This is a genomic window from Halorubrum tropicale (assembly GCF_001280455.1).
Lineage (GTDB): Archaea > Halobacteriota > Halobacteria > Halobacteriales > Haloferacaceae > Halorubrum > Halorubrum tropicale.
The window spans coordinates 408,214-420,165 of the sequence record NZ_LIST01000002.1 but is presented as its reverse complement, the minus strand read 5'-3'; the positions used below and the strand labels follow the sequence as shown (position 1 = coordinate 420,165).

Genomic DNA, 11,952 nt, shown 5'->3' with positions numbered 1-11,952 from the left:
GGGCGGTCGCTACTCGTCGACGACGTTCGCGAACGAGACGTTCTCGCGGACGCTCGTGATCTCGACGGTCGGCTGCTCGCCGGGCTCCGCGTCGGGAACGATGACGACGTAGCCGCGTTCGATCTTCGCGATCCCGTCGCCCTTGTCCCCGAGCGTCTCGATCGTCACGTCCCGTACCTCCCCCTCCGAGACGGGCGGGTCCGGCTGGACCGCGCCGGCGGCCCCGCGGGAGGTGGGCCGCTGGCCGTCGTCGGACGCGGTCCCGTCGGACGCGCCGTTCGTCTCGGGGACGGACGCGCCGTCGGCGTCGCCCGTCGACTCCGCCGCCGATTCGGCGCGGTCCAGGACGGCGATCCGATACGTGTCGCCCACGCTGACGCTTCCGTGTTCGATCTCCGAGGTCGGGACGGTGACGACGTAGTCGTCGCCGCGGGACTCCACCCGTCCGGTGTACAGACACGCGAGAGAATCAGTAATTTCGACCATGAGCGCTATTGCGCGCACGGGGATGAAAAGCCACCTGTTCGTGCGGACGACGGGCGAAGGTAAACGTTTACCCTGTCCCGAATTAACCAACGCGGTATGAGCCGAAACTACGAGTCGCTCCACGACCCGAACGCGGAGTACACGATGCGGGAGCTCTCCGCCGAGACGATGGGGACCACGGGGACGCGCGGGGGCGGCCGCGACGTCGAGATCACTGACGTTCAGACGACGATGGTCGACGGGAACTTCCCGTGGACGCTCGTCCGCGTGTACACCGACGCTGGCGTCGTCGGCACCGGCGAGGCGTACTGGGGCGCGGGCGTCCCGGAGCTCATCGAGCGCATGAAGCCGTTCGTCGTCGGCGAGAACCCGCTCGACATCGACCGCCTCTACGAGCACCTCATCCAGAAGATGTCCGGCGAGGGCTCGATCGAGGGCGTCACCGTCACGGCCATCTCCGGCATCGAGGTCGCGCTCCACGATCTCGCCGGCAAGATCCTCGACGTGCCCGCCTACCAGCTGCTCGGCGGGAAGTACCGCGACGAGATGCGCGTCTACTGCGACTGCCACACCGAGGACGAGGCGGACCCCGAGGCGTGCGCGGACGAGGCCGAGCGCGTCGTCGACGAGCTCGGCTACGACGCGCTGAAGTTCGACCTCGACGTGCCGAGCGGCTTCGAGAAGGACCGCGCGAACCGCCACCTCCGCCCCGGCGAGATCCGCCACAAGGCGGAGATCGTCGAGAAGGTCACCGAGCGCGTCAAGGACAAGGCCGACGTCTCCTTCGACTGCCACTGGACGTTCTCGGGCGGCTCCGCGAAGCGCCTCGCGGACGCCATCGAGGAGTACGACGTGTGGTGGCTCGAAGACCCCGTGCCGCCGGAGAACCTCGAGGTCCAGGAGGAGGTCACGAAGAGCACGACCACGCCGATCACGGTCGGCGAGAACCGCTACCGCGTCACCGAGCTGCGCCGCCTCATCGAGAACCAGGCGGTCGACATCGTCGCGCCCGACCTGCCGAAGGTCGGCGGCATGCGCGAGACGCGCAAGATCGCGGACGTGGCGAACCAGTACTACGTCCCGGTCGCGATGCACAACGTCGCCTCGCCGATCGCGACGATGGCGGCGGCCCACGTCGGCACCTCCATCCCGAACTCGCTCGCGATCGAGTACCACTCCTACGAGCTGGGCTGGTGGGAGGACCTCGTCGAGGAGGACGTGATCGAGGACGGCTACATCGAGGTGCCGGAGAAGCCGGGTCTCGGGCTCACGCTCGACATGGACACCGTCGAGGAGCACATGGTCGAGGGCGAGACGTTGTTCGACGAGGAGTGAAACGATTCGTCGAACTCGATAGGCGAGCGGAGCGAGCCTATCGGTGTTCGACGAGGCGGAAGCCGAAGTCGAGCCCAAAAATCTCCGATTTTCGCAGTCCGACGAAGCGTAGCTCCGTCGGGCAAGCGAATCTTCGATTCGCGGTGTTCGACGAGGCGGAAGCCAGATCGTACTCGATAGCTGAGTGGGTGCGCCCCCGTCGACGGGTGCGTGAATGAGCATTTATTTTACCGTTCCCCGCGAGGAACGCATTATGTCGTCCCCCGACGATAGCGACCCCTCCCAAGTAGCGACCCGGGCGAAACAGACCGGCCAATCCCTGTACTCGCGCGCGTACGATTCGCTGATCACGGGCGTCGCGATCATGATCCCCGTCGTCGTGACGCTGTACATCGTCAGCATCGCGATCGGGTTCGTTCGGAACGCGCTGGACCCGCTCATTCGGGTCCTACGGTGGGCCGGTCTCATCCAGCGCATCGAGTCGGGCGGATTCGTCCAGCTGCTCATCGAGATCGGGATCTACGCCGACGTCGTGGCGTTCGTCTCCGAGCTCATCGCGATCGCGGTCCTCGTGCTCGTCATCGCTGTCGTCGGGGTCGTGGGACGCAACCGCTACGGGCAGCGGGTCGTGGACGTCTTCGATCTGGTGGTGTCTTCGATCCCGGGCGTCGGAACGGTGTACAAGAGCTTCCGGCGGATGGGAGACGTGGTTCTCGACGAGCAGGACGACAAGTTTCAGGAGGTGAAGCTCGTCCAGTGTTTCGACGAGAACGTCTACGTGCTCGGGTTCAAGACCGGCGAGGCCCCGGTGACGATAGAAGAGTCGACCGGTCACGAGGAGATGGTCTCGATGTTTCTGCCGTTGGCGCCGAACCCCGTGACCGGTGGCCTGTTGACGTACATCCCGCAGTCGGACGTCTACGACATAGACATGACCATCGAAGAGGGGATTCAGAGCGTCCTCACGAGCGGTGTCGCGACCGACCAAGGCGCCTCGGGGACTCTCAACATCGGCCTCGAAGAGCTACAGAACTCACAGCGGTACCAAGACATTTGCAGCGCGGTGGTCACGACCGACTACGACGACGACGACCGGGAGTAGGCGCGACGACTCTGACGGCCCGGGAGGGTCTGTTGTACCGCGAGGGAGCGAGCGTTCGACGACCGGCGCCCGCCGGTCGCTTCGGACCTCGACGCCGCCGCGTCGTCCGACGATCAGCGCCCTCGTCACGGCCGTTAGCCGAGCGCGTCAGCTCCGTTTCACCACCCGATCGAGTCCGACGGGCTGTAGCCCGCGCCGGGCGAGTTCGGCCTCGACCTCCCGCACCCGGGGCGCGATCGCGTCCGGCTCGTGGCTGTCGGTCCCGACGGTCACGTCGACGCCGGCGTCGACGAGCCGGTCGAGGAACGGGGGCGCCGGGTGGAACTCGCCGTAGTCGTCCAACAGGCGGCCGGCGTTGATCTCGGGGACGGTCCGCGAGTCCCGGAAGGCGTCCGCGACGGCGGCGTAGTGGTCCTCGGTCGCGAACCCGCGGAGGTGCGGGTTGCGCTCGACCAGGTCCGGGTGCGCCGCGATCGCGAACAGCTCCGAGTCGATCAGGGCGACCAGCTTCTCGAAGTAGCGGTCGACCAACTCGCGCCGCTCCGACTCCGGCTTGTCCGCGAAGCGGGACCGCGTGTGGACGTTCGCGCCGTCGAGCTCGTGGACGCTCCCCACCGCGTAGTCGAAGCCGGCGTCGTCGAGGAACTCGGCGATAGCCCCCTCGTGGGCGGGGTCGTAGTCCATCTCGGCGGCGTCGAACACGTCGACGTCGACCTCGTCGCGGACCGCCTCGATCGCCTCGCGGCGCCGCTCGTAGGTCAGGTCGAGATTGAACCCGAACGCGCGCTTGTACCGCCGCGCGGTCGGGGCCGGCGAGACGTTACAGTGGTCGGCGAGACCGATCCCGTCGAGCCCGGCGTCCGCTGCCGCCTCGACCATCCATCGCAGGAACGCCCCGTCCGAGTAGTTCGTGTGGGCGTGGAAGTCGTACACGGAGGTTCTTCGTGGCGAGGCGACTCGAAGGTTCGGGTCGCACGTGACGCGGCGTCGCGCCTCTCCACGGCGCTTCTCCACGTAACCCGCCTCGTCCGCTCTCACGTCTCGTTCCCCGGACGGTCGCAGTCTACCCACAGCATAATCCGCGAAACCTGTTGAAAGTTCATTTAGAAAATTTTTTGCTACTGATGTTTAATTGTATGGGTCATGAGGACAAGTAACAAGATCCGGTGTCGCGTGGTCGACGACGAGTCCCGCCCGCTGGCGGGGCGCGTGGTCGTAGGAGAGCGGCCGGGCGAGGGGGGCCAACCGGTCGGCCACTGGACCACCGACGACGACGGCGGATTCGTCGTCGAGACGGACGGCGGCGTCGACGACGTCTCGTTTACGGTTCGCAACCCCGCACGCGGCGGCGCGGAGGAGCCCGTGCGACGGCGGCGGACCCCGGACGACGCCGAGCACGCGCTCCACCTCACGGTGAAGGCGCGCCGGATGACGGTCCACGGCGGTATCGAACACCGGGGGATGAACGAGGCGGCCCAGACGGCGGCGGGGCCGGTCCGGAGCCACCGGTTCCACACGCAGTTCCCCGAGTTGGAGCCCTACGAGCGCAGCGAGGCGTTCCTGCGGACGCTCGGAGGCACGGGGGGCGAGGCGGGCGCGCCGATGATGGAGCCCGCGGACGCTCCGGTCGGCGAGGCGGAGACGCCGGCCGGGTACGGGATCTTCGGCCAGTTCGTCGACCACGACATCACCTTCGACCCCACCTCCGACATCGACCGGCGGAACGACCCCGCCGCGCTGCGGAACTTCCGCACGCCGGCGCTCGACCTCGACTCGCTGTACCGGACGAACGCCGAGGCCGCGCCGTTCCTGTACGACCACGAGCGGGACGAGCGCAAGCTGCTCACCGGCGAGGCGGGCGCGCCGGACGCGGCGGAGGGCGGCGGGCTCTCGGGGCTTCCCGGGACCGACCTCCAGCGTAACGATCAGGGCGTCGCGCTGATCGGCGACCCGCGAAACGACGAGAACGTCGTCGTCTCGCAGCTCCAGCTCGCGTTCGTGAACTTCCACAACCGCGTCGTCGACCACCTCCGGGGCCCGGGCGCCGACCTCGTCGAAGACGGCGAGTCGGTCCTCGAAGCCGCCCAGCGGCTCGTCAGATGGCACTACCAGTGGGTCGTGCGCCACGACTTCCTCCCGCGGATCTGCGACCGGTACGTCCTCGACGACATCGAGGACCGCGGCCGGCAGTTCTTCGTGCCGCCGGGACGAACGCCGGCCATCCCGGTCGAGTTCGGCGGCGCCGCCTACCGCTTCGGGCACAGCATGATCCGCCACGCGTTCGACGTCAACGACGAGGTCGGCGAGGTGCCGCTGTTCCCCACCGGCCCGGGCGACGGCCGGAACCTCCGCGGCGGCCGACCGGTGCCGAGCGACCTCGTCGTCGACTGGTCGCGGCTGCTCGACGCCGGCGACGGGGACTTCCAGCCGGGTCGGAAGATCGAACCGCTGCTCGCGCCGACGCTCTTCGAACTCCCGTTCGGGGGCGAGCCGTCCCTCGCGGTCCGGAACCTCCGCCGGGGCGAGGCGCTCGGACTCCCCTCCGGGCAGGACGTGGCCGCACGGATGGGGAACGATCCGATCCGCAACGAGGCGTTCGGCCACGACTCGGGGATCATGGAGGCGCTGCGGGCCCATGAACGCGGCGCCGACCCCGACTCGCCGCTGTGGTACTACGTGCTCGCGGAGGCGGAGTTCCAGCAGGACGGCGAGCGCCTCGGCGCGGTCGGCAGCCGCATCGTCGCCGAGACGCTCATCGGGCTGATCGAGGCCGACGAGACCGCCTACCCGAACGCCGCGCCGGACGACTGGGAGCCGAGCCTCCCGCAGCCGACGGCGACGGCGGGCTACACCCTCGCCGACATCACGGCGTTCGCGGCCGAGGCGCGGCCGGACGGCCTCGTGATCGACGCGATCGATCCGGGCCCGGGCGCCGGGGGCGACCCGCTCGACGAGTCGGTGACGCTCCGGAACGCCGCCGCCGAGCCGATCGACCTGTCGGGGTACGCGATCGACCTCGGCGGGCAGCGCGACGACCTGCCCGACGCGACGCTCGACCCTGACGAGACGCTGACGGTCCACATCGGCCCGGGGACCGACACCGCCGCCGACCACTACCTCGACCGCGGCGCGCCGGCGCTCAACGACGCCGGAGAGACCGTCGCGGTCTTCGACCCCGACGGCGAGCGGTCGACGCGCCGGCGGTACGTCGGGTGAGTCGGTCGCGACGCGCCGACGGGGCGCGGTGCCGACGCGCCGACTCGGACGCGGCCCGACCCGCGTCACCGCCCCCCGCCGACGACCGCGTTCGCGGAGATGACGAGGAACGCGAGTCCGGACATGCCGGCGATGACGGCGAACGACGCGGCCCAGCCGAGCAGGTCCGCGACGAGGCCGACGCCCACCGAGCCGGCCGAGCCGATCACGGTGTAGACGGTCCGGATCAGGCCGAACCCGGCGCCCCGCTCCGCGTCGCCGAGCGCGTCCATGAACCGCGGGTCGATGGCCGAGAAGAAGCTCGACCCGAGGCCGGCGAGGAAGACGGCGACGCCGAGCCCCGCGACCGCGGGGAGCGCCGGGAGCCCGACCGCTGTCGGGAGCCGCAGGAGGCCCGGGAGCGCGACCAGCGCGCCGAGGCCGAGCGCCCCGCCGAGGAGGGCCGCGGCGATGCTCGCGTCGCGGCCCAGCCGGTCGGAGAGCCGCCCGAGCCCGACCTGCGCGCCGGCGCGGACGACGAAGAACGCCGAGAAGACGCCGCCGGCGAACGCGGGCGAGTACCCCCGGAGCTCGACGAGGAACGTCGGAAGGAAGGAGATGACGCCCTGCGCGACGTACGTGCCGAGCGTCGCGACCGCGAGCGGGACGAGGACCTCCCGGCGCCCGACCAGTTCGAGCAGCGGCGCGAGCCGGAGCCGCTCGGCCATCGGCTGCTCCGGGCGCCGCGGCTCGGTCGGGCGCACGCGGCGCGCGAACAGGGCGAAGATGGGGACGCCGACGAGCGCGGCCAGCGCGACGCCGGGCCGCCAGCCGTAGCGGAACCCCACCCACGTCGCGGCCACCGGCGCGACCAGCCCCGCGAGCGGCCCGCCGAGCGAGTGGATCCCGACCGCGGTCCCGAGGTCGTCGAACGTCCGCGAGAGCAGCGTGGTCGCTACCGCGTAGTGGAGCCCCGCCGCGAGCCCGAGCAGCACCGCGGCCAGCACGAACGCGGGGAAGACCGGTACGACGGCGAGCAGGAGGCTCGTCGCGGTCGTCCCGCCGACGGCGACGAGGATCACGCGGCGCTCGCCGTACCGGTCGGCGAGGATGCCGCTCGGGAACTGCGAGAGCCCGTAGGCGAACCACATGCCGGAGAGCGCGACCCCCACCGCGGTGTTCGACACGCCGAAGTCGTCGATGATCAGGGGGACGACCGGGCTGATCGCCAGCCGGGCGAAGTACGTGACGAAGAACGCCAGCATACACAGGGTCAACACCGCGTGGCGGTACCGCCAGTTCATCCGACAGTCACGGGCGTGTCGTCGGGGCGGTCGCCGGTCAACGCTTTCGATCCCGGCGGGGCGCGGAACGCCGTAGCGGGGGTTTCTGGCGAGCGGGACTCACCCGACGGCGGCCGGGTCCACGCGGCTCCCGACCCACAGCAGCGTGAGCAGCAGGCCGCCGACCGAGGCGGGCAGGAACCACTGGAACGCGGCGAGCAGCCCCGCGGAGGCCTGTACGCCGATCACCGCGAGGAGCGTGGGGCCGCAGCAGGCGAACCCGGAGAGGACCCCCGGGACCCCCGCGACCGCGCCCGCGCCGGCCCCGATCCGGCACGCCGACGGCCCGCGCCACGCGACGACGGAGACGGCGAGGGTGACGCCGACGAGCGCCGCGAGCCCGAGCCCGAGCGCGGCGTTGACCGGGGCGAAGAGGTACTCGACCGGCCCGACGGAGAGCAGCGCCACGGGCTCGTACTGGAACGGCGCGACGCGGCGGAGGGCGAGCGCGCCCGGCGTCTCCGCGACGACGAGGTCGAACCGAGGGGGCGCGCCGCCGCTCGCGCCGGCGCGGACCCCGAGGTGGCCGAGCCCGACGTGGTACGCGAGGAGGTACGCGACCGCGACGACCGCGGCGGTCGCGCGGCCGTCGCGTCGACCGAGAGACGCGCGCACGGCGAACGCCGTCCGCCGGCCGAGCCCGACGAGCCACTCGCGCGGGGCCTCGGTCGGCGCGGCGGTCTCAGCGGCCATACCCGGCCCAGGTGTGGTCGCCGACGAACGCGGTGTCGGGGTAGAACCCGGCCCAGGCGAACCACATCGCGTCGAACGCGAGGACGCGGTCGAGCGGGAGGTCCGCGGCGGCCAGTCCGCCCTCGCCCCCGACCCTGTACCCGTCGCCGTCGGTCGCGACCGCGGCCCCGTCCGGGTTCCGGTAGACGTGCCCGGTCGAGAGGGCGGGCTCGGCCACGGCGACGACGGCCGCCCCGTCCCCGCCGACGGTCCCGGTCAGGACCCGCTCGTCGAGGAGGGTGGCCTTGTCGAACGCGACGGCGCCGTCGGCGGTGCGCGCCCCGACGACGACGGACTTCGGGTGGCCGTCCTCCGTCGACGCCAGCGGCGGGAACAGCGTCCCGTTCCGGGCGTAGTAGCCGTTCACCGGGGCGTAGCTCCCGTACGGGTCGCTGTCGTAGCGGCGGACGTGGCCGGTCGCCTCCGTCATGACGAGCGAGTCCGGCCGTCGCGCGGCCCATTCGCTCGCGGTCGTCCACACGACCCGAAACTCGTCGAGCGTCGCGCCCGCGAGCGGGCCGTCGATCGCGGTCGCGAGCATCTGCGGCCACCAGCTGTCGGTGGCGCGGTCGTACATGATCAGGTTCGAGTTGACCAGCCGGCCCGACACGCCGAACGTCGTGGCGCCGCGCCGGAACCCCTGTGCCGTCCCGGTGAGCGGGCAGTAGGTGACCGCGATCGGTTCGCCGGCGATCTCGTCGTTGACGATCTCGTGGTGCGAGAGGATCCGCCGGGGGTACGCCCTCGCCTCGCCGTCGCGGACGACGCCGAACACCGGCTCGTCGGCCGCGAGGTCCGCGTCCGCGATCGGCCGGAACTGCGGGTCGCCGACCGACGGGATCCCGTCTTTGCCGACGCCGCCGTCGAGCGACTCCGACAGGAGCGACGCCGGCTCGTACGCGAGGTGGTACTCGGTTTCGACGGTGGGCGGCGGGCTCCCGTCGCCGCCGGACGCCCCGTCGCTCGACGCCCCGGCCGACTCCCCGTCGCGGTCGGCCCCGCTCGTCGCTCGACCGCCGAGACAGCCGGCGACGGCGGCGCCGACGGCCGCGAGTCCGGACAGCGCCGCGCGCCGAGTTCGATTCATGCCCCCGTCTCCGTCTTCGACCGTATAAAGCCCGAAGCGGGGGTGTGAATTGCACGCACACCCGTCCGGCGCGGGGCGGTTCTCGGGCGCCTCGCGGTACCGAAGCGGGCCGAGGCCGTCGGGGAGAACCGGCTGCCGGGACCGGCTGACGGCTACTCGTGACCGCTCTGCGAGCCGCCGCGCAGCCGCTCGGCGATCGCCGCGCCCGCCGTCCGAGGGTCGGCCTCGCGCACCGTCACGGGGTCGCCGACCGCCACGCGGCCGGGCTCGACGACGGTACAGCAGAGCCCGCCGCGCTCGCGCAGCGCGGCCGCGATCCCGTCGGCGCCGGCGAGCGATTCGAGGCGCGCGCAGGGCGGACGGCGGCGCGTCGGCCGCAGGAGCGCGTCGCCGACGGCCACCGTCGCGCCGAGCAGCGGGTCCAGTCCGCCCCCGAAGCCGTCGACCACCACGTTCCGCCGGTGTCGACCGTCGCGGAGGTCGACCCCGGTCTCCTCGCGGACGGCGGCGAGCGCCGCCGCGGAGACGAGCGTCACCGCGCAGCCGTCCAGCTGGAAGTGACCGTCCCCGCGGCGGTAGCGGTCCCCCTCGACCCCGTCGGGACGGACGTCGACCGCGTCCCGACCGACCGGCGGCGCGCCCCCTTCCGGGGCCGTGACGAGCGACGCGACGCGACCGGTCTCGTCCGGTCCGCGGGGCCCGAGGTCGCCCCCGGCTCGGCCGTCGCGGCCATCCTCGGCCGGCATCACGGGCCCCCGAGGAGGGTCGCGTCGTCGGGCCTCAGCCACTCGCGGTGGAGGTAGTAGACCGCGGCGACGGGCGGGGCGGGGAGCGCGGCGAGGGCGTAGATCCACTTGAACAGTCCCAGGTCGGCGACGCGCCGCTCGGCCAGCGAGAGCGAGTCGAGCAGCAGCGTCGCGGTCGCCAGCGGCGCGAGGAGGTAGCCGTGCGCGAAGGCCACGGCCGCGCCGACGGGGGTCGACGGCGTCAGGAACGCCCAGTCGAGCGCGTACAACAGCGTCCAGCCGACGACGGCCGCGGCGAGCGCGGCGAGCCACGGCCCGTCGAAGCGCCGATCCTGCGGGTCGGTCGGGTCCGCGTCCGGCGCGGCCGTCGTCGAGTCGCGGGTGCTCACGGGGGCCCTCGGCGCCGCGCGCTAATCAACGTCCGGGTGCCCGCGGACGCGACGGTCGTCGGCGCCCGAGCGTCGCCGCGGTGCGGGGCGCTCACTCGTCGAAGGTGCCGGCGGTGAGGTACCGCTCGCCGCTGTCCCAGAAGACGGTGACGACGAGGGGTTCGGCGCCCGCGTACGCCCCGGCCTCGCGCAGTTCCGCCGCCACGTTCCTGGCCGCGAGGTTGGAGGCTCCGGACGACTGGCCCACCAGAATTCCCTCCTCGCGGGCGAGCCGCCGGCACTCGGCCTCCGCGTCCGCGAGCTCGACCGTGTGTACCTCGTCGATCAGGTCGACGTCGAGGTTCGGCGCGACGAACCCCGGTCCCATCCCCTGGAAGCGGTCGTCGCCCGGCGGGTCGCCGGAGAGGACGGCGTTGTCCGCGGGCTCGACGGCGTCGATGCGCACGTCCGGGAACGCCTCCCGCAGTCGGCGTCCGATCCCGGAGAGGGTGCCGCCGGTACCGACACCGGCGACGAGGGCGTCGACGGTGCGGTCGCCAACCTGATCGAGGATCTCCGGCCCCGTCGTCTCGTAGTGCGCGCGGGGGTTGGCGGGGTTCTCGAACTGCCGCAGCTGAACGGTGTTCGGCTCCGCTTCGAGATCGTCCGCGCGCTCCTTCGCGGCCGAGATGTCGCCGTCGACGAGCTCGACGGTCGCGCCGTACGCCTTCATCAGGCGCCGGCGCTCGATCGACTTCCCCTCCGGGATCACGAGCGTGACGTCGTAGCCGCGCGCCGCGCCCGCCATCGCCAGCCCGATGCCGGTGTTGCCCGAAGTGGGCTCGACGATGCGGTCGCCCGGCTCGATCTCGCCGGCCGACTCGGCGGCCTCGATCATGTACAGCGCGGGACGGTCCTTCGCCGAGCCCCCCGGGTTCCGGGACTCGACCTTCGCCGCCACGGTCGTTCCCGCGGGCGCGTCGACCCGCACCAGCGGCGAGCCGAGCGTCGACAGGATGTCGTCGTCCATTACCCGATCCGAGGCGACCGCGACCCAAAGGCCCCGCGGACTGCGGCAATCGATGTCGGCCGCGAACCGCCGAGGGCTCGTCTTGCCACCGACGCGCCGTTTAGGTGCCTCCGCGACCTACCTCCGCAAAATGACGCTCGAAACGCTTGCGCCCGCCGACCTTGACGCGGACGCGTTCGACGAGTCCGTGCTCGAAGCGCTCGGAGCCGACGACTACGTCTTCAAGGTGTGGGGCGGCGACTGGTGCGGCGACTGCCGGCGCCAGCTCCCCGAGTTCGGCGCCGCGCTCGCGGCCGCCGGGGTCCCGGACGACCGCATCCGGGAGTTCCCGGTGACGAAGGGGCCGGACGGGAAGGAGGGCGAGTTAGTCGAGGAGTACGGGATCGAGCTGATCCCGACCGTCGTCGTCGAGTCGCCCGAGGGCGAGGAGCTCGCGCGGTTCGTCGAGGAGGCAGAAGTCTCCATCGCGGAGTTCCTGGCCGAGCGGCTCGCGGACGTCGAGGCGACCGCCTGACCCTTTTCTCGCCG

The 11,952-nt window shown here is 71.9% G+C and carries 12 protein-coding genes; 4 read left to right on the top strand and 8 right to left on the bottom strand.

The features are described from left to right. Nucleotides 1-9: 9 nt before the first annotated feature. Nucleotides 10-486, bottom strand: coding sequence for a TRAM domain-containing protein (locus tag AMR74_RS07205; RefSeq protein ID WP_053771380.1), 477 nt, complete (start codon nucleotides 484-486; stop codon nucleotides 10-12). Between the two features lie 96 nt (nucleotides 487-582). On the opposite strand from AMR74_RS07205, the gene AMR74_RS07200 reads away from it, so the two are divergent. Together AMR74_RS07200 and AMR74_RS07195 are read left to right on the top strand one after the other, a co-directional pair. After that, nucleotides 583-1,821 carry a mandelate racemase/muconate lactonizing enzyme family protein gene (locus AMR74_RS07200; protein ID WP_053771379.1) on the top strand — a complete coding sequence of 413 codons (1,239 nt, stop codon included), beginning with the start codon at nucleotides 583-585 and terminating at the stop codon, nucleotides 1,819-1,821. A 253-nt stretch (nucleotides 1,822-2,074) separates the two neighbouring features. Further along, nucleotides 2,075-2,923: a DUF502 domain-containing protein gene (locus AMR74_RS07195; protein ID WP_205625952.1), complete on the top strand. Its 849-nt coding sequence runs from the start codon at nucleotides 2,075-2,077 to the stop codon at nucleotides 2,921-2,923. Between the two features lie 147 nt (nucleotides 2,924-3,070). On the opposite strand, the gene AMR74_RS07190 is transcribed toward AMR74_RS07195, so the two are convergent. Beyond that, nucleotides 3,071-3,856 carry a PHP domain-containing protein gene (locus AMR74_RS07190; protein ID WP_053771378.1) on the bottom strand — a complete coding sequence of 262 codons (786 nt, stop codon included), beginning with the start codon at nucleotides 3,854-3,856 and terminating at the stop codon, nucleotides 3,071-3,073. A gap of 210 nt (nucleotides 3,857-4,066) precedes the next feature. On the opposite strand from AMR74_RS07190, the gene AMR74_RS07185 reads away from it, so the two are divergent. Then, nucleotides 4,067-6,139: a peroxidase family protein gene (locus tag AMR74_RS07185; RefSeq protein ID WP_053771377.1), complete on the top strand. Its 2,073-nt coding sequence runs from the start codon at nucleotides 4,067-4,069 to the stop codon at nucleotides 6,137-6,139. A 65-nt stretch (nucleotides 6,140-6,204) separates the two neighbouring features. Here AMR74_RS07185 and AMR74_RS07180 read toward each other — a convergent pair whose 3' ends face one another. The 6 genes from AMR74_RS07180 to AMR74_RS07155 form a co-directional block, all read right to left on the bottom strand. Beyond that, nucleotides 6,205-7,422 (bottom strand): MFS transporter, encoded by a 1,218-nt coding sequence (locus AMR74_RS07180; RefSeq protein WP_053771376.1) that lies wholly within the window; start codon nucleotides 7,420-7,422, stop codon nucleotides 6,205-6,207. 99 nt (nucleotides 7,423-7,521) lie between these two features. Further along, nucleotides 7,522-8,154: a hypothetical protein gene (locus tag AMR74_RS07175; protein ID WP_053771375.1), complete on the bottom strand. Its 633-nt coding sequence runs from the start codon at nucleotides 8,152-8,154 to the stop codon at nucleotides 7,522-7,524. Next, nucleotides 8,144-9,280 carry a DUF3179 domain-containing protein gene (locus AMR74_RS07170; RefSeq protein ID WP_053771374.1) on the bottom strand — a complete coding sequence of 379 codons (1,137 nt, stop codon included), beginning with the start codon at nucleotides 9,278-9,280 and terminating at the stop codon, nucleotides 8,144-8,146. Before AMR74_RS07170 ends, AMR74_RS07175 begins: the two co-directional genes overlap by 11 nt. 152 nt (nucleotides 9,281-9,432) lie before the next feature. Further along, nucleotides 9,433-10,026 (bottom strand): MOSC domain-containing protein, encoded by a 594-nt coding sequence (locus AMR74_RS07165; RefSeq protein ID WP_053771373.1) that lies wholly within the window; start codon nucleotides 10,024-10,026, stop codon nucleotides 9,433-9,435. Beyond that, on the bottom strand, nucleotides 10,026-10,415 hold the full coding sequence (locus AMR74_RS07160; RefSeq protein WP_053771372.1) for a hypothetical protein: 390 nt from the start codon (nucleotides 10,413-10,415) through the stop codon (nucleotides 10,026-10,028). The genes AMR74_RS07165 and AMR74_RS07160 overlap by 1 nt, the downstream gene beginning before the upstream one ends. A gap of 91 nt (nucleotides 10,416-10,506) precedes the next feature. Further along, on the bottom strand, nucleotides 10,507-11,424 hold the full coding sequence (locus tag AMR74_RS07155) for a PLP-dependent cysteine synthase family protein (protein WP_053771371.1): 918 nt from the start codon (nucleotides 11,422-11,424) through the stop codon (nucleotides 10,507-10,509). Between the two features lie 130 nt (nucleotides 11,425-11,554). Between AMR74_RS07155 and AMR74_RS07150 the strand changes: the two genes are divergently transcribed. After that, a complete protein-coding gene (locus AMR74_RS07150; protein ID WP_053771370.1) occupies nucleotides 11,555-11,938 on the top strand; it encodes a TlpA family protein disulfide reductase in 384 nt (127 codons plus the stop codon). Nucleotides 11,939-11,952: the final 14 nt, after the last annotated feature.

Bases quoted from the DNA above. Each gene is read 5' to 3' on its own strand.
- AMR74_RS07195 (WP_205625952.1), top strand. From the start codon at position 2,075: ATGTCGTCCCCCGACGATAGCGACCCCTCCCAAGTAGCGACCCGGGCG.
- AMR74_RS07180 (WP_053771376.1), bottom strand. From the start codon at position 7,422: ATGAACTGGCGGTACCGCCACGCGGTGTTGACCCTGTGTATGCTGGCG.
- AMR74_RS07165 (WP_053771373.1), bottom strand. From the start codon at position 10,026: ATGCCGGCCGAGGATGGCCGCGACGGCCGAGCCGGGGGCGACCTCGGG.
- AMR74_RS07150 (WP_053771370.1), top strand. From the start codon at position 11,555: ATGACGCTCGAAACGCTTGCGCCCGCCGACCTTGACGCGGACGCGTTC.
- AMR74_RS07200 (WP_053771379.1), top strand. From the start codon at position 583: ATGAGCCGAAACTACGAGTCGCTCCACGACCCGAACGCGGAGTACACG.
- AMR74_RS07175 (WP_053771375.1), bottom strand. From the start codon at position 8,154: ATGGCCGCTGAGACCGCCGCGCCGACCGAGGCCCCGCGCGAGTGGCTC.
- AMR74_RS07155 (WP_053771371.1), bottom strand. From the start codon at position 11,424: ATGGACGACGACATCCTGTCGACGCTCGGCTCGCCGCTGGTGCGGGTC.
- AMR74_RS07170 (WP_053771374.1), bottom strand. From the start codon at position 9,280: ATGAATCGAACTCGGCGCGCGGCGCTGTCCGGACTCGCGGCCGTCGGC.
- AMR74_RS07205 (WP_053771380.1), bottom strand. From the start codon at position 486: ATGGTCGAAATTACTGATTCTCTCGCGTGTCTGTACACCGGACGGGTG.
- AMR74_RS07185 (WP_053771377.1), top strand. From the start codon at position 4,067: ATGAGGACAAGTAACAAGATCCGGTGTCGCGTGGTCGACGACGAGTCC.